General features: G+C 47.7%; 20 protein-coding genes and 1 pseudogene. 13 read left to right on the top strand and 8 right to left on the bottom strand.

Annotated elements, in window-relative coordinates; all coding sequences use genetic code 11:
• Positions 1 to 64 precede the first annotated feature (64 nt).
• A complete protein-coding gene (gene purD / locus SIC18_RS13330; protein WP_413429844.1) occupies positions 65 to 1402 on the top strand; it encodes a phosphoribosylamine--glycine ligase in 1338 nt (445 codons plus the stop codon).
• A gap of 13 nt (positions 1403 to 1415) precedes the next feature.
• A complete protein-coding gene (locus SIC18_RS13335; protein WP_413429845.1) occupies positions 1416 to 3497 on the top strand; it encodes an ATP-binding protein in 2082 nt (693 codons plus the stop codon).
• Between the two features lie 48 nt (positions 3498 to 3545).
• Here SIC18_RS13335 and kaiC read toward each other — a convergent pair whose 3' ends face one another.
• The 3 genes from kaiC to SIC18_RS13350 form a co-directional block, all read right to left on the bottom strand.
• Positions 3546 to 5081: a circadian clock protein KaiC gene (kaiC, locus tag SIC18_RS13340; RefSeq protein ID WP_413429846.1), complete on the bottom strand. Its 1536-nt coding sequence runs from the start codon at positions 5079 to 5081 to the stop codon at positions 3546 to 3548.
• Positions 5082 to 5147: 66 nt separating this feature from the next.
• Entirely contained in the window at positions 5148 to 5507 is a 360-nt protein-coding gene (kaiB, locus tag SIC18_RS13345; protein WP_048347100.1) for a circadian clock protein KaiB, read from the bottom strand.
• A complete protein-coding gene (locus tag SIC18_RS13350) occupies positions 5504 to 6400 on the bottom strand; it encodes a circadian clock protein KaiA (RefSeq protein WP_048348289.1) in 897 nt (298 codons plus the stop codon). The genes kaiB and SIC18_RS13350 overlap by 4 nt, the downstream gene beginning before the upstream one ends.
• A gap of 135 nt (positions 6401 to 6535) precedes the next feature.
• Here SIC18_RS13350 and rplU point away from each other — a divergent pair, with 135 nt between their 5' ends.
• The 4 genes from rplU to SIC18_RS13370 all read left to right on the top strand — a co-directional run bounded on the left by rplU (position 6536) and on the right by SIC18_RS13370 (position 7883).
• A complete protein-coding gene (rplU, locus tag SIC18_RS13355) occupies positions 6536 to 6913 on the top strand; it encodes a 50S ribosomal protein L21 (RefSeq protein WP_048347101.1) in 378 nt (125 codons plus the stop codon).
• A gap of 42 nt (positions 6914 to 6955) precedes the next feature.
• On the top strand, positions 6956 to 7222 hold the full coding sequence (gene rpmA / locus SIC18_RS13360) for a 50S ribosomal protein L27 (RefSeq protein WP_048347102.1): 267 nt from the start codon (positions 6956 to 6958) through the stop codon (positions 7220 to 7222).
• A gap of 299 nt (positions 7223 to 7521) precedes the next feature.
• A complete protein-coding gene (locus tag SIC18_RS13365; RefSeq protein ID WP_245407120.1) occupies positions 7522 to 7692 on the top strand; it encodes a hypothetical protein in 171 nt (56 codons plus the stop codon).
• A 47-nt stretch (positions 7693 to 7739) separates the two neighbouring features.
• A complete protein-coding gene (locus SIC18_RS13370; RefSeq protein WP_048347104.1) occupies positions 7740 to 7883 on the top strand; it encodes a high light inducible protein in 144 nt (47 codons plus the stop codon).
• 240 nt (positions 7884 to 8123) lie between these two features.
• Here the strand turns inward: SIC18_RS13370 and SIC18_RS13375 are convergent, their stop codons facing one another.
• From SIC18_RS13375 to SIC18_RS13385, 3 genes are all read right to left on the bottom strand, one after another.
• On the bottom strand, positions 8124 to 9353 hold the full coding sequence (locus tag SIC18_RS13375; protein ID WP_048347105.1) for a HEAT repeat domain-containing protein: 1230 nt from the start codon (positions 9351 to 9353) through the stop codon (positions 8124 to 8126).
• 713 nt (positions 9354 to 10066) lie between these two features.
• On the bottom strand, positions 10067 to 11023 hold the full coding sequence (locus tag SIC18_RS13380; protein WP_048347106.1) for a helix-turn-helix domain-containing protein: 957 nt from the start codon (positions 11021 to 11023) through the stop codon (positions 10067 to 10069).
• Positions 11020 to 12054 carry an AraC family transcriptional regulator gene (locus SIC18_RS13385; protein ID WP_048347107.1) on the bottom strand — a complete coding sequence of 345 codons (1035 nt, stop codon included), beginning with the start codon at positions 12052 to 12054 and terminating at the stop codon, positions 11020 to 11022. Before SIC18_RS13385 ends, SIC18_RS13380 begins: the two co-directional genes overlap by 4 nt.
• Positions 12055 to 12385: 331 nt before the next feature.
• Here SIC18_RS13385 and SIC18_RS13390 point away from each other — a divergent pair.
• Positions 12386 to 12460 (top strand): annotated as a pseudogene (locus tag SIC18_RS13390) (Nif11 family protein); the annotation flags it as partial.
• Positions 12461 to 12709 carry a Nif11-like leader peptide family natural product precursor gene (locus SIC18_RS13395; protein ID WP_245407368.1) on the top strand — a complete coding sequence of 83 codons (249 nt, stop codon included), beginning with the start codon at positions 12461 to 12463 and terminating at the stop codon, positions 12707 to 12709.
• A 399-nt stretch (positions 12710 to 13108) separates the two neighbouring features.
• Here SIC18_RS13395 and SIC18_RS13400 read toward each other — a convergent pair whose 3' ends face one another.
• A complete protein-coding gene (locus SIC18_RS13400; RefSeq protein ID WP_048347108.1) occupies positions 13109 to 13873 on the bottom strand; it encodes a class I SAM-dependent methyltransferase in 765 nt (254 codons plus the stop codon).
• A gap of 74 nt (positions 13874 to 13947) precedes the next feature.
• Here SIC18_RS13400 and truB point away from each other — a divergent pair, with 74 nt between their 5' ends.
• The 3 genes from truB to SIC18_RS13415 all read left to right on the top strand — a co-directional run bounded on the left by truB (position 13948) and on the right by SIC18_RS13415 (position 16380).
• Entirely contained in the window at positions 13948 to 14841 is an 894-nt protein-coding gene (gene truB, locus SIC18_RS13405; RefSeq protein ID WP_413430579.1) for a tRNA pseudouridine(55) synthase TruB, read from the top strand.
• Positions 14842 to 14858: 17 nt separating this feature from the next.
• Positions 14859 to 15599: a YebC/PmpR family DNA-binding transcriptional regulator gene (locus SIC18_RS13410; protein ID WP_413429847.1), complete on the top strand. Its 741-nt coding sequence runs from the start codon at positions 14859 to 14861 to the stop codon at positions 15597 to 15599.
• A 397-nt stretch (positions 15600 to 15996) separates the two neighbouring features.
• Positions 15997 to 16380, top strand: coding sequence for a hypothetical protein (locus SIC18_RS13415; RefSeq protein WP_413429848.1), 384 nt, complete (start codon positions 15997 to 15999; stop codon positions 16378 to 16380).
• Positions 16381 to 16389: 9 nt separating this feature from the next.
• Here the strand turns inward: SIC18_RS13415 and SIC18_RS13420 are convergent, their stop codons facing one another.
• A complete protein-coding gene (locus SIC18_RS13420) occupies positions 16390 to 16908 on the bottom strand; it encodes a hypothetical protein (RefSeq protein WP_413429849.1) in 519 nt (172 codons plus the stop codon).
• 57 nt (positions 16909 to 16965) lie between these two features.
• Here SIC18_RS13420 and SIC18_RS13425 point away from each other — a divergent pair, with 57 nt between their 5' ends.
• Positions 16966 to 17238 carry a hypothetical protein gene (locus SIC18_RS13425; protein ID WP_413429850.1) on the top strand — a complete coding sequence of 91 codons (273 nt, stop codon included), beginning with the start codon at positions 16966 to 16968 and terminating at the stop codon, positions 17236 to 17238.
• A complete protein-coding gene (locus tag SIC18_RS13430; RefSeq protein ID WP_413429851.1) occupies positions 17235 to 17582 on the top strand; it encodes a hypothetical protein in 348 nt (115 codons plus the stop codon). The genes SIC18_RS13425 and SIC18_RS13430 overlap by 4 nt, the downstream gene beginning before the upstream one ends.
• Positions 17583 to 17594: the final 12 nt, after the last annotated feature.

The raw sequence follows: 17594 nt of genomic DNA on the forward strand, positions 1-17594 counted from the left end.
CAACGCGCCGAGCATTGCGCCTGAACTCCAAACCTAGGGGTCACCCCCCGTTCCGCACCCGCCCATGTCCATCTCCAACACCCGTCCCCTCTCACTGCCGCCGTTGCGCAATGTGCTCGTGGTGGGAGGTGGCGGCCGAGAGCAGGCGTTGGCCTGGGCCTTCAGACGCTGTCCAGAGATCGAAGGCATCTGGATCAGCCCAGGAAACGCTGGCACAGGCGATTTGGAAGGCTGCACTCCACTGGAGATCGCAGAAACGGATCACGAAGGCATGGTTGCGGCGTGCAGCGACTACGCCATCGATTTGGTGGTGATCGGTCCAGAAGCCCCCTTGGCCGATGGTCTTGCTGACACGCTTCGAGGACAAGGCTTTGCAGTCTTTGGCCCGAGTGCGGAGGGTGCACAGCTCGAGGCGAGTAAGGCCTGGGCGAAGCAATTAATGCAAGACGCGGAGATTCCCACGGCTGGGTACTGGACCGTGGCCAATGAGCAAGATGGGATTGCTCTTCTGGAACAACTTCAACGCCCCTTGGTTGTGAAGGCAGATGGACTCGCAGCGGGGAAAGGGGTGACCGTCGCGGACAGCGTGGAGGAGACTGCAGCCGCCATTCAAGAGGCGTTTCAAGGTCGTTTCGGACAGGCCGGTGAGCGGCTTGTCCTGGAAGAACGCCTCACCGGGCCAGAAGTGTCGGTGTTTGCCCTCTGTGATGGCGAAGAGATGGTTCTGCTTCCGCCTGCGCAGGATCACAAACGACTCATGGAGGGGGATCAAGGACCCAATACCGGGGGGATGGGGGCTTATGCACCGGCCCCCCTTCTCGATCAAGCGGGCCTCACACAGGTCCGCGAGCAGATCCTGGAACCAACCCTTGCTGCTTTGCGCAAGCGAGGAATCCTCTACCGAGGGGTCATTTATGCAGGGCTCATGCTCACGGCCGAGGGGCCACAGGTGATCGAATTCAATTGCCGCTTTGGCGATCCGGAATGCCAAACCCTGATGCCTCTGATGGGGCCTGAACTCGCACGAGTTCTCCAGGCCTGTGCGCTCGGACGTCTTGCAGAAGCACCACCGCTTACTCAGCTGGAGCTGTGCAGTGCCTGCGTGGTGACGGCAGCAGCTGGCTATCCCGATAGCCCCCGCAAAGGCGATCCAATTGCGGTTGCGTTCAATCTCGACCCAACGACAACCGACCCACTTCAGTTATTCCATGCCGGAACACGTCTCAGCAAGGATGGGGTGCTGGAGACCTCCGGCGGCCGCGTTTTAGCGATGGTGGCTCAGGCGACGGATTTTGATCAGGCCTTCGCTAAGGCCTACGAAGGATTGACGCAGATCCGTTACGAAGGCATGCAATTCAGAACGGACATTGGCCATCAAGTGCGCGCACCTAAGCTTTATTAAGCATTGATGCACCATGAGTAGCGGTTCGGCACCAGCTTCTGCGAACTCCACTGCATCCTCATGGGCAGGGTCAGTCTCTTCGGATACGGCCCAAGAGCAACAGGGTATTTGGAGTGGCATCCGCCTCTGGTGGGCCGAATTCAGCCTTCAGACCAAACTTCTGGCCATCGCCACGCTGGTGGTGAGCCTGATGATGACCAGCATTACCTTTTTCGCGCTCAATGGGATCCAACGCGATGCGGTGATGAATGACACCCGCTACGCCAGGGATTTGGGGCTGCTGTTAGCGGGCAATGTCACCGAGTTGGTGGCAGACGGACACGACCGAGAACTGGCCAATGTGGCCGAACAGTTTTGGCGCTCAAGCCGCAGCCTTCGCTACATCTTTTTTGCAGATCCCGAAGGCGTTGTCTACCTCGGCATTCCCATCAGTGGGAATGACGCAGATACCAGAGGAGACCTTCGTCTTAATCGACGCCTTGAACTCCCCAGTGAACTGAGATCGAGGCCTAAAAACCCCCTTGTCCGTCAACATCTGACCCCTGATGGGCAGGTCACCGATGTGTTTGTGCCCTTGATTCAGGAGGGCCGCTACCTCGGTGTTCTCGCCCTAGGAGTGAACCCCAATGACTCGGCTCTCGCGAGTGCCTCCCTCACCCGAGAGGTCACCGTGGCCGTCTTCATCTCGATCTGGGTCCTGGTGATTCTTGGCGCTGTCTTCAATGCGCTGACCATCACCCGACCCGTGAAGGAACTGCTTCGCGGCGTTCGCTCGATTGCTGCTGGAGATTTCCAAGCCCGTATCGGCCTCCCTATAGGCGGCGAACTTGGGGAGTTGTTGGATGGTTTTAATGCGATGGCCTTGAAGCTCCAGGACTACGACGCGGCCAACATCGAAGAGTTGCAAGCTGCCCAGGTGAAGCAGGCCTCGCTGATTGCAACGATGGCCGATGGCGCGGTCTTGCTGGATGAGAAGGGTCAAATTGTGTTGGCCAATCCAACGGCTCGTCGCTTGTTTCGCTGGGAGGGACGCAATCTTGAAGGGCAGGATTTTCTCAATTCGATCCCAGACTTATTAGCGATTGAGCTCCATGAGCCTCTCGATGGAGTCCTGAATCAAGGCCGTGACAGCAATGAATTACGAAGCAGCATCGGCGAGCCTCCTCGCACCCTGCGTTTCGTACTCCAAGCCGTTCGCGAACCCAGCGGAGAAAACCTAAAAGGGATCGCGGTGACCATGCAGGACCTCACCCGTGAAGTGGAGCTCAACGCGGCCCAGAGCCGCTTCATCAGCAACGTGTCCCATGAACTGCGCACTCCGCTGTTCAACATCAAGAGCTACGTCGAAACCCTCTACGAGATGGGGGATCAACTCAGCGACACAGACAAGCAAGAGTTTCTCGGCATTGCCAATGCTGAAACAGATCGACTCACGCGACTCGTGAACGATGTTCTCGATCTTTCAAGGCTCGAATCCCATCCCAGCGTTCAGTTTTCTGCACTCGATCTCAGGCCTGGCCTAGAGCAAACCCTTCGCAGCTATCAACTGAACGCATCCGACAAACAGGTGGAATTAGACCTGGAGGCGTCGATCGATCTGCCTGACATTCTTGGCAATTGGGACCTGATCCTCCAGGTGCTGGACAATCTCGTCGGGAATGCTCTCAAGTTCAGCCGCAGCGGAAGCCGCATCGTGATTCGTGCCTACGCCTGGCCCGACAGCTGCTGGATGGGACCTCTTCCAGACGATTCATTTCAGGCTCCGCAATGCGAAATGATCTCGCCTCTTCCAAAACTACGTGTGGAAGTAAGTGACACGGGTTATGGAATCAGCGAAGACAAACAACAACGAATTTTTGAACGCTTTTATCGCGTAGAAAATGCAGTCCATACGGAAGTAGGAACTGGCCTTGGCCTCTCCATCGTGAGAGGAATTCTTGAGAAACACAGCAGCGTGATTCGGATGGCAAGCGAACCAGATGTGGGCACAACATTTTGGTTTGACCTACCTCTCGCTCAATCAGATCAAGATGAAATCAAACTGCAAGCCGAGCGGCAAAGTCGTTATGACCAAGAAGAGATCAAGCTAAATTGAAGCAATTCAGATTCAATTTAATATCACCATTTCAAGGACTACTAATCCCTATTCTGGAGAAACTCCACGAGCGATACGCGACAATTCGCTACGCTCATCCATCGTCACACGATGAGGGACGCCGCTAATAATTCTCTCGAAATTCGAGAATGAATCTTGAATCTGTGGCCCATTACCCGTGATCAAGAATTCACGAATACCGCGATCATGCCAGGAGCCACGCATCTTGAATACATTGATTGCCCTAGCCATTTCGCCACGTATCTCGACATACTGGAGCAATAAAATAGTATCAGTAATGGTTGAGATATGAGAGTCAGTGATCGAATGACTTCCCATAAACTCTTCAGAAGTATTTGTAAAAAAGCCAGCAATTTCTTCTTGCTTAGCATATCCGGTCAATGCGATCACAAACTGCCTGAAGGCATTCCGACTTACACCACGGGCCAACGCAGACAACGAGTCAATCGCCATTCGTGTTGGCTTGAATTGACTGATCTCAGTTTTAATAATCTGCAAGTGGTCTTCCAAACCGGTGGACTCCGGGTAGGCGCAAATAATCTTCAGAAGGCCATCTTGCTCCATCTGCTCAAAATCAATGCCCCAACTTGCGCCATTACGCATCAATTGAGCACGTGATTCCTCATAGGCGAATAAAATTGCTCGCTCTTTATTATTGCAAGCATCCTCAATGAATTTTGAAATCAACAACGTCTTGCCTGTACCAGTTGCTCCCGTCGCAAGGATGATTGAATCCTTGAAGTAGCCTCCACCACACATTTCATCGAGCCGCGGCACGCCAGAACTAACCCGCACATTCGATGAACGCTGAGTGAGCCTCATCGCACCAAGAGGGAAGATGCTGATCCCGTGGACACCCATGGTGAAAGGGAATTCACCCTTCATGTGGGTAGTACCTCGCAACTTGAGAATTTCAACAGTCCGTCGTCGGCGCTCTCCCTCCAACACATTGCGGAGGATCACAACATTGTCAGAGACAAATTCTTCAACGCCGTAACGAGCGATAGGCCCATATTCATCAATTCTCTCGGTGGTCATCACAGTAGTGACACCAATCTCCTTCAAGCGTGCGATGAGACGGAAGATCTCCCGACGCACAACAAAAACCGCATCGTATTGTTGAAAGACAGCCGAAATGGAATCGATTGCCACCCTTTTGGCTTTGTACTTTCGTATGGCGTAATTAATTCTTTCAATCAGCCCGGAGAGATCGAAACTGCCAGCCACATCCTGACCATCTGGATCTGGCGAAGCATCAAGAATAAAAAGCTTGTCTTGCTCCACCATCTCCTGCAAGTTCCAGCCAAAACTTGCAGCATTACGCAAAATATCGAGAGGCGACTCCTCAAACGTGACAAAAATCCCTGGCTCATCGTAATGAGCAATTCCATTGTGGAGAAAATGCAAGGAAAAAACGGTTTTACCCGTTCCGGACGTTCCGCTAATCAGGGTGCTGCGTCCAATTGGCAAGCCGCCATGGCACACATCATCAAAGCCCTCGATTCCAGTCGGAAGCTTCTGGACCTGCATCTGAGGGGAACCGCTTGAGCTAGAAATCTGCATAACCGCGACCTTGCTCTCCAAGGTTAATAAGGAAAATCCACAGCACCCTCTAGATCACCCCGTGACTTAAGAATCTGCCTCTTCGATATCCGGGACTTCCAACGCGTCCATCAGGGAAGAGCTGAGGTCGTTGTCAACAAGCTCGTCGTAAAGAAGATCAAGTCCGATCAGCACGCGTTCGCGATCAGAAAGATCACCAATAATCCGACGCACAGGAGGCGGAAGAATTTTGGACAACGTGGGGGTTGCCAGAATTTTGTCTTCTTCTGCAAGCTGAGGATTTTTCAAGACATCAATGACCTTTAGGGCGTAGACACCCTTGAATTCAGTTTCAAGAATATTGCGAAGCGTTTTGAGTGCACGCATCGAATTTGGTGTGTTTCCTGCCACATACAGCTTGAGGATATAAGTCTTCCTAGGGCTCATAAGGTCACCTCCGAATTCTGTAGCTGACGACGTTGAGACCCGGCAGGAACTAAGGGAACATCTCCAGGCACTGACCGTCGGTACATTTCGCAGAGGTGAGCCATGACATCCAGCAGTGCAAGGCGGTAATCCTGAAGGAAGTCGTCTTTATGCCCTTCCACTCTGAGTTGTTTCCAAAAGTCGTCAATCAGATTCATATGGATCTCAACGGTTTGGGTAATGGGCAAGTCGCCAAAAAAAGCGGTATTCACAAAACTCTCTAGAGCCTGGTTGGCAGCAGCAGGGTCACGGAAATAACCAATCAACAGATCTCGATAGGTGCGCTGCAGTGACTGCAGCAACTCGCGCTGTTCATTCGGCGGAAGATTGGCCAAAAATCGCGAAGGATCTCGTTTGTAAAAGACTCCTAGGTAGCCAAGCCTCTCCTGCAAGCGGCTCGACAACTTCCAAGCACTTCCCTCAGGCTGCCCGCCAACCGGATCGGACTCAGAGGATCCGTCTTCAGGGCGAATGTCTTTCTGCCCGTGACGAAGAAAGCGTGAAATCGCTGCGTCAACGTTGTAGCCAAGCTGCTCAAGCTGATCACCGGGCAGGTGAACTTCTTCGGGGTGATAATCGACACGCCCCATCAACTCGCCCACGACAACGGCTGGAAACAACAAACCTCGAGCCAATAAGTCTTCCCGTGTCTGCTCTTGAAGGAGTGATTGCTCAATCACAACTGCATCAACGGCCTCACGTTGTCGTTCCAAAGCCGAGACAACATCAACCGCTGAGTCCTCCAGTCCAAGATCCACAGGCGTGTAGCGATTACCAGGCAACCACTGACAGCAAGCCGATTCGAGCTCAGGCGACCTCAACAAGAACGCGATCGTGAGTGCCGGCCTGGTCATCCAAAACGAAAAGTGTGCAATTAAATCTTGACGAAAGACAGCACGAAGGTCGAAGATCTTTGTTTGTCTTTCGATTGCGGCACAGGCCAAATCGGCGACTCCCAAGTCACCGAGCCTGGTTGCGTCCAGTAGCCCATGGCAGAAACCAGCAGCAGCAGCTCACAAACCACCCCAGAGACAGGCTCCTACGCCATCGTCGAGGCCTCTGGACAGCAATTTTGGGTGCAACCCAACCGTTATTACGACCTCGACCGTTTGCATGCAGATGTGGACGCCAAGATCACCCTTGACAAGGTGCTTTTAGTCAAGAACGGTGACGTAGCCACTGTTGGCAAGCCCTACGTTCAGGGCGCCAGCGTGGAACTCAAAGTGATGGCCCATCGTCGGGGTCAAAAGGTCATCGTTTACAAGATGCGCCCCAAAAAGAAGACACGCCGTAAGAATGGTCACAGACAGGAGCTCACGCGAGTGATGGTCGAATCCATTTCTGTCGGCGGCAAAGCGATCAGCTAATTGCTTCTACCAGCTTCCCTCTCACCATCTCTTTGATTTCCAATGGCCCACAAGAAAGGCACAGGCTCAACCCGTAACGGACGCGACTCCAATTCCAAACGCCTTGGCGTCAAGGCCTATGGCGGTGAAACAGTAACGGCTGGCTCGATTCTCATTCGGCAACGCGGCACCTCCGTGATGCCAGGCGTCAACGTTGGTCGCGGGAAGGATGACACCTTGTTTGCCTTGACCGACGGGATTGTCAAGTTTGAGTCGATCCGCCGCGGCCTCCGCAATCGCAAGCGCATCACTGTTGCTGCTGCTGAGTAATCCGAACCAATCAGAAGCGCAAAGGAATCACAACTTCATCCATCAAAGAGCAATGGTCCCTTCTGAGATCATTGCTCTTCTTTTGTTGGAACAATCATCGAAACAGTTGAGGATCCGACGCCGCGAGGCCGGAGTAGACCTCAATGAAAGAGTGAGTCGCGAAGTGCAGGGGGATTGCAATCCAAAGCAAAGCCAAAACAGACACCTGACCAAACCCAAACCAAATGATGACCGCCGCATCCACGGACAGGCTTAAAAATCATTAAGTTTTATCAACAACTTGTTTTGGGCTTTCCAAAATGTCAACCGAAATCCGCAACTGGGACCTTGTAGCCAAAGCGATGGAAGCGGCTGGGTCAACCTCAAGTCAAATGTATGTGCGTGCCAAAGCGCTAGCAGAAGGGAAACCTGATCCAATGCCAACGAGCTTCCCTCAAGCACCCCACAGCATCTCTGCCGTTGCTGGCTGAGCAAACGCCCTTCACACACACAATCAAATTCTCATTTTCATAAAATCATGTCTGATCAATCAGCCTCCCGCTTCGGCTTCGTGGAATTTGCTGAGACCTGGAATGGACGCCTTGCGATGATTGGATTCGTGATAGGTCTTGGAACAGAGTTACTCACAGGTCAGGGAATTCTGAACCAAATAGGGCTCTGAATATCAACCAACAAGGGGGCAATTCTGCACGCAAATCAATGCTTGCCAACACCATTACGGTAGTCAGCATTGCCCCACCACCAACCAAGCAATCCATTAAAAACATTTTTTCAGCCAGTCAAAGCGAACCATGTTTTGACTTAGCATTAACGCAATTCATAAAAAAGAATTTCGATGTATCACCATTAACTAGCAACTTTCAAAAGAGTCAATCATTATTTGTTTTTTGATTTCAACAATTTAGTGCTGATAATCTAATTGCTGCTTTTCAACAAGTCTACCCATCACTTGCTGACAAGTCCAACGAAGAGGTCTCCAATAAGCAGACCTGGAAAGTTCATAGATCATGTCCATTTGATCGTAAAGTTCAAGCTCCAGACATGCCCAAGCTGCTGCTATCCTCGACTTCGTGTATTGAGGAGTGGTTTCTGAGAGAGCAGCTCGAACCAAATCACTTTTTTGTTGAAATTTACGCAGACCAATAATACATGTAAGATAATAATGAGTCACATAATCAGACCATAACCTTTCTTGCATACTGTTTATTATGTCAAGGCAAGTATTTGACTCAATAGTCATGAGACTTAAAGCGGCCCCATACTGACGTGCTTCATCTCGGTGACTAAGGTTCCTTTCGATTTCAGCAGGATCCACATCGCACTTCCATTCACCTTTAAAGTTGAGATGTTGGGGATTATCAGTTAAAAGTTGTTCTAGAAGCGATTGATTTTTTGCCGTATCCATAGAGTTATTGGCATCAACAATCTCCAAGAAACTTTTTGCCCTAAGGGACATAGAGACTGGTGCTCGCACCAGATCGGACAGTCTACTTTCATCACCAGCATCACCTAAATCAATCACAGCCGAACGTCGCTTCCCAGCCACCAAATCAGTGAGTTGCGGAACCAAAGGATCCAAAAGATCAACCCTCCCGTAGATCTTTGCCTGATACGCTCGAGCTGCACCAGACACCAAGGCGCTCTCATGAGAACAAAGCTCATGGATAAGAGACTGAGATTTGGAATTTCTAATTTTTAGTCTGATGTGAGCTTGAATCACTGCCCGCACAAGGGTCACTTCACCGTTCAATAGTGATAAAAGTAGATCAATATCATCTGGAAGTGGTTCCCAACCAATTCTTACCAAGGAAGTAATGGCGTTAATCACAGCCTCAGTATCAGTACAGCTCAAAACACCAACTAAAGCGGGAATTGCTCGCACATCTTTTCTTCTTCCTAATGCTTCAATAGATTTTCGACGCGTGATCCTGTCATACAATTCATCGGTTGAGAGCCTATTAACAGCATGAAGAAGTAAATCAAGCGATTCCTCAGTAGTACTCAAGCCAAGCCTAGTTGCTGCAAAATAACGATCTGCGGGTCTCTGAACATTCAGAGTGTTTTCCAATAAAAGTTTTAAGGCGTCATTTTCACTCATCCCTTGAACAAGAACATCAAATCTTTCGGCCATAAGACAAAGATTAGCTCAACAAACTCTACTCAGACAATCAAATATCCACAGCAAAAACACAATTCATATGTCACACAATATAGACTATTATTGTCGCAATGATGCACTTCATAGTGAGCATAGTTTATTTGCATCAATACAACATAAGCATTGCGCATATGCAGCAATTCGGTTTTCATAGATCAATACGTCAGACAGGAAAGGCCGACTGAAGGCACACCAGGCGAACCCCTTATCAATCGCAAGGAAGAAGGGCTAAAGCTACATCCAAATACTCAAACCAACTAAAAGGAATAATTAAAAACAAGGAATATGATGACTTAGCTCAGCACAATACCAAGCACAAAGATCACTTCGATCGTTTATCAATTAATTCAATCAAGTGGGCATCATGCTTGTCACAGAAGTCGGAAACACACTGCCTAAGAATGTGCCCAATAGATAAAGACTCTGTATAACAAAGAAGCTTGAGCTTTCTATGAAGCTCATCATTCAACTCAAAGGTGATTCGTTTCATTCTCAAGCAGGATGTATTTGTCGAAAGCTCGACACAAATTAGATTCAGGATTTTCTCAATTATACTCTTTTTGATAAAAACCGGATACCCTAAGAAAAATCTTTATCTTTGCTTAACCCCTGCCAGGCCTCAGTTCTGAGGCATTAAATGTTTCATCAATACTATATTTTAAATAGGGAAATACTTGCTTGTAAGCTCACAAAAGCTTTGAACGCTTAAGTGTCTGGCTTGGCAACTCTCCAAAACTAGTAAAGTATCTTCTTGAAAATCTACCTTGATGCTTAAACCCAAATCGAATCGCTATTTCACGAATAGTGTTAATATCACAGCTTGAGTTCGTAGACTTATAAATCATTGCCCTTCTAGCTTCCTCCAGTCTTACCTGGGTCATCATTTCTATAATTCCCATTCCAAAATAATCTTGGCATACTCGATAGAGAGAAGCTTGGCCAGCATTTAAAAGTTGACAAACCTCTGATAAGGATAATGGTGGGCTCATTTTTTCAGAATCATGCGAAAGATTAACGATCTCAGCAAGTAATCTCTGATTCTTTACCTGTTTCTTTTTATAGCCCCTATGAATTCCTTCTTCAAGGCATATAGTCATTAAATCATAGTATTTAGATGGATTCGAAATTCCCTTCACCAAATCCCTTCGGGTGAGTCTTCGCAATTGGGCAAAAGCTTCATGGTCTATATCTAATCCTATAGATCGACTTAGACTGTCAATGGCATGACTTGCATTGCAATCTCGAAGATTCTTCAGAAGAATTTCCTTATCCAACATGCATGCAGTTGAAGAGCATGATTCTGAATATTTCCCCCACGAATCACCTGAATTTGTATGAAACGTATTAAGACCACCAAGACTATTAGTTTTCATATCATAACCTTCGCAATATCCAAAAGGATATTTTGTTTTCCGCATTGGCGTGATCCAATTAAAATCTACTGACCAACTTGTACCCCATCCCTCATATAAAAGTGGTTTTGATGCACTGATCTCTGCTATAGCCATGCTAGAGCATTTTTTATGTGAAACAGAATAACTACCTTCACCACTTTCAAGTTGTGTAATTCTCGTCACTTGACCATAGGCCTGAAGAGTCTCAGACAATTGCAATGGATCTGTATAAGCAAATTGTAATTTCATGCTCTGCTCCCTCGACGCAAGTCAGAGACAAGAACACTCATCTTGCTTGCCTTATCAATTGTTTCTTCAGGGCTCTCTTGAAACGTCTTAAAATAAAGAAGTTGAAAAGAATTCCAATTTTTGAAGCCATAATATAAAGCATTATGCTTTTTAGTAAATTGCTTCAATCCAGCAGGGACATATGGATTTAAGTATGACTTCTTAACTTGTTCTAGACGAATACTTTTAATGAGATCAAGAATATTCATGTTAAAGGTGGATCTACATACTTGGCCAACAGATTCCTTCTCAGAGTTTAAGTATTTTGTAATTTCTCCTATCGTCAGGGGTGGTAAACCTTCTCTATCTTCATGCAATAACTTGACAAGATCCTCTATCAGCTCCGTTGATTCAGATCTCTCTGTTATGTCATTCTGCTGTTCGCAAGGATCCTCTAGGGTTGCTATAGCTAAATCATAGAATTCATCGGCCGATGTCATTCCCTTCGAAAAATGCTTATCAAATAGCCTTTTAAGCTGAATGCTCGCATTACTATTGGAGTCAATGCCAATGCATTCTTCAATCCTCGCGTATGCATTGTACGCATTCATCTGATTTATTTTCTCTTTCATTATTTTCCACTTCAGGCTCATACAACAGAGGAGAGTATTTGCCCCAACAATGTCCCAAGTGTTTCCACCAGTTTTGTTTAAACGATTAAACCCTGCTATGCTTAAATCTCTCATCTTATGACCGCTGATTATAGTATTGCTGCCTGGCCTTTTGCCTTGATTATTTATCCAACAGAATGCAATTGAATTTTGATTTGCTTCCTCCTCGTATAACAATGTTTGATTTGACTTAAATATTTCAAGATGCACATTGTTAATTGGAGCGCAGATTGAACTCGTTTGCAATTCACCTTTGCTTAACTGGGTAATATTGCAAGAGAAATTGGAAGTGGAATAATAATCATTATAATGATTCTTGCAATATGTTTCCATTCCAAGCAAATTGCTGAAAACATATTCTTTTGCCTTCCTTGCCTTCATCTGAGTTACTGTCTTGGAGTGGGGTACTCTTTGTGAATTTATTAAGTCAAAATTATAATCTCTTTTGGCTTGTGATTGAAAAATCGTGATGATCTATGACATCTTAAGATGAAAAACTTTGCCTTGCCAAGGAGAAGCCTGGAACGGCCAAGCCATAGAAGCGTGACAAATATTTACGACAGGGTCAGCTAAGTCAGTCTTGCGAAAACCATAAAACCGCAAAAGCACATTCACTATTTCTGCATTGCACTCGATATTATTCGCAGTGAGTATGGTTTTGCCTCAATTTTGAGTCGATGCAGTGTATAAAAATAAAAGAGATTATTCTGCCATGTCTAAGTCTCAATTACATGCTTTTATTGATCGAGCACGTAGTGACGAGCAATTTCGTGCTCGGCTCGCATCAATGAATCCACAACAGATCATAGAGTTTGCCGCGGAGAGTGGCTTTCAATTCTCAGACGAAATCAAAGGGAGATTTATCAATCGCTGGAAAGGCGTTTATTTCTGCCCTCAGGCCATTGAAGTTGGAAATCTATGTCCAGGATTAGTGCCGCCTGGCTATAAAAATTTGATTCACTATGCTCAATCTACATGTAGTTCTAAAACTCTTAAGGAAGAAGAATATGATTTCAGAGCAGGAGGCGTTTACTAGTCTTGGGAATTAAACTGGCCCATAAGAGACAAACCATTTAATTTTCTCTGTCTTGCTTTTTAAAAAGCAATTCAAAAAATCTGATTTGGCACTATTGGCTTCAATCAGCAAGAAGATAGTCACTCTGATTATCATTAGATCTCTTAACCCTTAATCGAAACCACCACCAACAAATAGGCAATGCGTGAATTATTGCTTACTTTTGATTTTCAACGTCAAGGCCTATTGCTCCTAACCCCAAAGGATAGACATTAAAGCTGTTACCAATAGCCTTAAACATTCAAAAACTGCACTTGATTCTTCATGCGAGATTTGCATTGAAAGGCTTTCTTCAAAGCAATTGCCAGACTACTCACTGTTGTTTTTAAGGACGTATTACAACGTGATGGATCACACAGATTAAGTGTTAACAGCTATTGGCTTGTAGACCCTAGTCGTAATCAAAAGTGGATGAAAGACTTCGAGAAAGCGAGATTGTAACGTTCGAAAAAAGCAATCAACAAGGTCAGGATCATCAAAGTGAAAAGGATATTCGCCGCTATATCCTTTAAAGAAATACCAGTTCAATAAGGCCCGTCCGTCAGCATTCATCAATGAATGGAATTGCAGGAGCTGATCCGATGGAACAGGGAGGTGTTCCAAGACATCAAGGCAAACAACAGTATCGAAACGTTGACCGTTGAGATCGGCAAGATCACGATGAACGGACATTTTTTGATCCAAACCAAGAGCAACAGCCCTAGACCAGACGAAAGCCCTATTTTGTGGATTCAGATCAACAAAATGAACACGATCAACAGAATTCAATGCCGCTGCAGCCAAGGCATGGGTACCAATACCTCCTCCAAAATCAAGGACTGTGCCTCGAGCAAAATCCTCCTGCAAACGAAGCGTGTCCGCGATGTAGTCAGAGCTGCTGAGATGCCATGCTGCTAATTCAAAGAGATGGCCTGTCCCCACGGTGCTCTCATAAAACTCCGTGGCTTGATCTGGTTGAAACGCCCCCGGATGCAGTGCGGCTAAATCATCCTTCCCATCGGGGAGGCGCTGATCCACCTGCTCCAACGTGAGCTGAAGGTGTTGAGCCAAATGGTCGCGAACAGAAAAGCCGTTGTCTAAAAAGGTCTCAATGTCCACTCGGGAAGAATTGCTCAGACTTTGCATCTTCTGCCGGACGAACATCGTCAATGTACGTGCAGGCCGGATGCCACATTCAGAACAGCTGCCACTGGACCCCCTTGGATGCACCACTCGGCTTCGTGGTGATCGACAAGCCCTCAGGTCTCACCTCCCACGCTTGCGTGAGCCGAATGCGTCGCGTGCTCCAAACCAAAAGAGTTGGTCATGGAGGAACCCTGGACCCAGCTGTGACCGGTGTTCTACCGATTGCCGTGGGCCAGGCCACCCGACTGCTTCCCTACCTGCCAGGCGAGAAAACATATCGAGGTGTGATCCAGCTGGGCACCAGCACCAACACCGATGACCTAGAGGGAGAGGTCGTTGCGATTCAGGCCTGGCCGGATTTAAGCCTGGAGGAGATGGATCAGGCACTCAATCCCTTCCGCGGCAAAATCGAACAGTGTCCTCCCCAGGTTTCAGCGGTTCATGTCAACGGTGAACGCGCCCATGCCAGGGCCCGCCGCGGTGAGGTGATGGACTTACCAGCACGAAGTGTGACCATCCACTCCCTCTCTCTTCAGCACTGGGATAGGAAGGAAGGCAAGCTCACCCTTGAAGTGCACTGCTCTGCTGGCACCTACATCCGGTCGTTGGCCAGAGATCTAGGCCAAGCCCTCGGATGCGGCGGCTGCCTGGGCTGGCTACGGCGCACCCAGGCGCTGGGATTCGTGGAGGCCCATGCAATTGCACTGCCCTTGCATCCCAATGAACAGAGCACTCCAGCAATGGAGCCACTAACCCTCATCCCTCCCCAACTCGCCTTGACCCACCTACCAATCCGAACGCTCTCCAAGCTCGAACGCAATGACTGGAGCTGCGGACGCACAATTCCCCATCAAAATGGTGATGGGCCCACCGTTGTTCTCAGTGAAGACAACATCATGCTGGGTATTGGAATCGCCAACGGCGAAGACCAGCTCAGACCCAAGGTCGTGTTTGAAGCGCGCGGCTGATCCCAATCCTTCTCCCTATGGCTGGCCACAGCAAATGGTCTCAGATCAAACGCACCAAGGCGGTGATAGATGGGAAGCGAGGTGCTCTTTTCACCAGGCTTGGGCGCGAGATCACCGTGGCCGCCCGCAACGGAGCTGACCCCAACGGGAATTTTCAACTCCGAACAGCCATCACGAAAGCCCGATCGGCAGGATTACCAGCAGGCAACATTGAGCGGGCCATTGCCAAAGGATCGGGCCAAGGGGAGGCAGGATCCAGCCTGGAATTGATTCGATACGAGGGGTATGGCCCTGAAGGCATGGCAGTCCTAGTGGAAGCACTCAGCGACAACCGAAATCGCACGGCGGCCGAAGTGCGTCTGGCATTCAGCAAACACGGAGGAAAGCTCGGTGAAACCGGTTGCGTAAGTTATCTCTTTGAACATCGCAGCGAGGTGCGACTCGAAGGACATTGCGAAGAAGAACCACTGTTAGAGAATCTTCTCGAACTCGAGGCAGAGGGATATATCTTGCAAAGTGATGGCAGCACCATGGTTCATGGTGGCTTCGAGGCTCTCGAACAGCTTCAACAAGGGCTGCATGATCGTGGGTGGAACGTGTTGGATTGGGAGCACTGCTGGCACCCCTTGGCACTTTTGGAGATCGAAGACCCAGATCTTGCAGAAAGCTGCCAACGCTTACAAGAAGCCTTGGAGTCGCTCGATGATGTCTGCAACGTGAGCACCAACCTTGCACCAATCGAATCGTCCCAAAATTAGAAAAACTTGTTTGTCAATAACTTGTCCTAGAAGTGAAGATTCAGCGAAGGTGCATCGATGGAGAACGGGTTTACGCAACCAAAGCAAGAACCAAAATCACGAACGCCCCAATACTTCGATCTCCCCATTACAAACAAACTGAAGGCTGAAACCCAGCAGCTATTTCCCTTCAAAGCCGTGCAATGCCAACCTCTTGCCAAGCCCTGTAGCCTTCAGCATCATTGGCTGATTTGTGCGATAGAGCACCACATGCATCTGTGATCATGGAATCATCATCGCTTAAATAAACAGGTCTAGTGACCACCAAATTCCTTGACAATGTTTGAGCTAAGCACATGAACAGCCAGAAAAGCATTGGATAGTCAAAGCAGGCTTAATTAAACTTGCTCTATAAATCATGTCAGTACACGAATTATTTACTCCCGATCAACTAGAAGCCCTTAAGAATGGAGAGGCTATTAGTGGTTCAGTAAAACATGGTGCTGTTGAAGCTCGTGTGTTTCAACCATCTACAACCACTCCTATCTCTGGATATGGCACAAACCTGAAGCCAGTCATTAAGGACAACAGTGGTAAGCCAATCCAACAAGAGTTGGTGACTCGTCCAAACATTGACAGACACAACAAAGCAGCTGCTGAGCGTGCCCTGAGGGATCTTGAACTAGCTGAGGCTGCTAAGGCTGAACAAGCAAAGCTAGACCCTGCTGCTATCAATGCTTCTCTACAAGCACTCAGTCGCAAAGTGGCACGTTTGGAGAAATCATTAAAGGCTTTGAATTAAGATTAACGATTACAACCCCAATGCTTCTTTTGCCTTAGTTTGGCTATCACCGCAATACTTTATCATCACATAATCATCGCCCCATTCGTTTCTACACTTTGAAAGAATTTGATTGTCCATCACAGGGGCAGGCATAATATAAACAGCTTTTGCTGTATTCAGAACTGCCTTCATACCAGCTTTACCGCACAGAAGCTCGGCAGTCTTATTAATCCCAGCATTCGCTTGGGCGATTAGTTTGTTGTATTTGTGAGTTGCTTCAGCATCCTGATGTGCTGAGAGGGGTTGGAAAATATCCAGCCCATGCTCCTGCCTGAAAAGCGTGCTTTCATTAAACTTATTACAGGCTAGCTTCCAGTCTTTGTTCTTTGCGGCTTCCAATACTTCCTCAGCTAGCGAATTTACCTTTTTGCCTAGCTTAACTTTCTCTTCTTGCCTTTTGTTCCACCTCCTTAACCCTTCAAGATCTTCAGCGTTAGCAGGTGCATAAAAGCCCAGAAAAGCTATAGCGATTGTTATCAAAAACATACAAATTATTCAATCGAATCCTTTATACATCATTCAATACTGTACAAAGAGAAACATATGACAGTCACCAAAACCTTTAATCTTACAGAAATAAAACCTCCCAAGATTGCTAAGGAGATGTTGTCCAGGGACTACAATTCTGCAAAGAAAGAAAAGGGTGTTCGTGTGGAAAGTGAAGGTGGTCATCTAACAACCACAGCATCTTTCACAACTAGTGCTAAGGAACAAGACTCAAACAAGGAGAAGCGTTCTGAGCGTGGAGGTGATGCAGATTCGTTCTGTCTCTACGATGGTGTGGAAGTCAGGAGGGACGACCTACCAATCAAATGATTAAACAACTTCTCACCGTTGGACTTGTCGTCATCCCGACGATGATCCCTATTGGAGCAATAGCGGGAATACCACCAACATTTGCCCTAAATAAACTGAGGGCTATCGGTCAGGCATCATTAAGGATGTGCTTTGTAAGTAAAGGCAAATTATCTGAAGCAGAGAGCCTCACAATTATGATGAAAAATCTTAAAAATGCTGGTATCGACTATCTATATCCATGGCTGGAGACAGCGGAAGCTAAAGAAGCCGTTCAGGTTGCAAAGAAATACCTGAGATCTGATTGCCAGGGATTCAATGATGAAGATGCAATGGCGAAAGCACTTATGCCCTATGTCCTTTAATTCGTTCTAACC

The organism is Synechococcus sp. Cu2B8-bc1011 (assembly GCF_047302735.1).
Lineage (GTDB): Bacteria > Cyanobacteriota > Cyanobacteriia > PCC-6307 > Cyanobiaceae > Synechococcus_C.

Coding starts and splice junctions, on each gene's coding strand:
- purD (WP_413429844.1), top strand. CDS start 65: ATGTCCATCTCCAACACCCGTCCCCTCTCACTGCCGCCGTTGCGCAAT.
- SIC18_RS13335 (WP_413429845.1), top strand. CDS start 1,416: ATGAGTAGCGGTTCGGCACCAGCTTCTGCGAACTCCACTGCATCCTCA.
- kaiC (WP_413429846.1), bottom strand. CDS start 5,081: ATGCAGATTTCTAGCTCAAGCGGTTCCCCTCAGATGCAGGTCCAGAAG.
- kaiB (WP_048347100.1), bottom strand. CDS start 5,507: ATGAGCCCTAGGAAGACTTATATCCTCAAGCTGTATGTGGCAGGAAAC.
- SIC18_RS13350 (WP_048348289.1), bottom strand. CDS start 6,400: ATGACCAGGCCGGCACTCACGATCGCGTTCTTGTTGAGGTCGCCTGAG.
- rplU (WP_048347101.1), top strand. CDS start 6,536: ATGGCAGAAACCAGCAGCAGCAGCTCACAAACCACCCCAGAGACAGGC.
- rpmA (WP_048347102.1), top strand. CDS start 6,956: ATGGCCCACAAGAAAGGCACAGGCTCAACCCGTAACGGACGCGACTCC.
- SIC18_RS13365 (WP_245407120.1), top strand. CDS start 7,522: ATGTCAACCGAAATCCGCAACTGGGACCTTGTAGCCAAAGCGATGGAA.
- SIC18_RS13370 (WP_048347104.1), top strand. CDS start 7,740: ATGTCTGATCAATCAGCCTCCCGCTTCGGCTTCGTGGAATTTGCTGAG.
- SIC18_RS13375 (WP_048347105.1), bottom strand. CDS start 9,353: ATGGCCGAAAGATTTGATGTTCTTGTTCAAGGGATGAGTGAAAATGAC.
- SIC18_RS13380 (WP_048347106.1), bottom strand. CDS start 11,023: ATGAAATTACAATTTGCTTATACAGATCCATTGCAATTGTCTGAGACT.
- SIC18_RS13385 (WP_048347107.1), bottom strand. CDS start 12,054: ATGAAGGCAAGGAAGGCAAAAGAATATGTTTTCAGCAATTTGCTTGGA.
- SIC18_RS13395 (WP_245407368.1), top strand. CDS start 12,461: ATGAATCCACAACAGATCATAGAGTTTGCCGCGGAGAGTGGCTTTCAA.
- SIC18_RS13400 (WP_048347108.1), bottom strand. CDS start 13,873: ATGCAAAGTCTGAGCAATTCTTCCCGAGTGGACATTGAGACCTTTTTA.
- SIC18_RS13410 (WP_413429847.1), top strand. CDS start 14,859: ATGGCTGGCCACAGCAAATGGTCTCAGATCAAACGCACCAAGGCGGTG.
- SIC18_RS13415 (WP_413429848.1), top strand. CDS start 15,997: ATGTCAGTACACGAATTATTTACTCCCGATCAACTAGAAGCCCTTAAG.
- SIC18_RS13420 (WP_413429849.1), bottom strand. CDS start 16,908: ATGTTTTTGATAACAATCGCTATAGCTTTTCTGGGCTTTTATGCACCT.
- SIC18_RS13425 (WP_413429850.1), top strand. CDS start 16,966: ATGACAGTCACCAAAACCTTTAATCTTACAGAAATAAAACCTCCCAAG.
- SIC18_RS13430 (WP_413429851.1), top strand. CDS start 17,235: ATGATTAAACAACTTCTCACCGTTGGACTTGTCGTCATCCCGACGATG.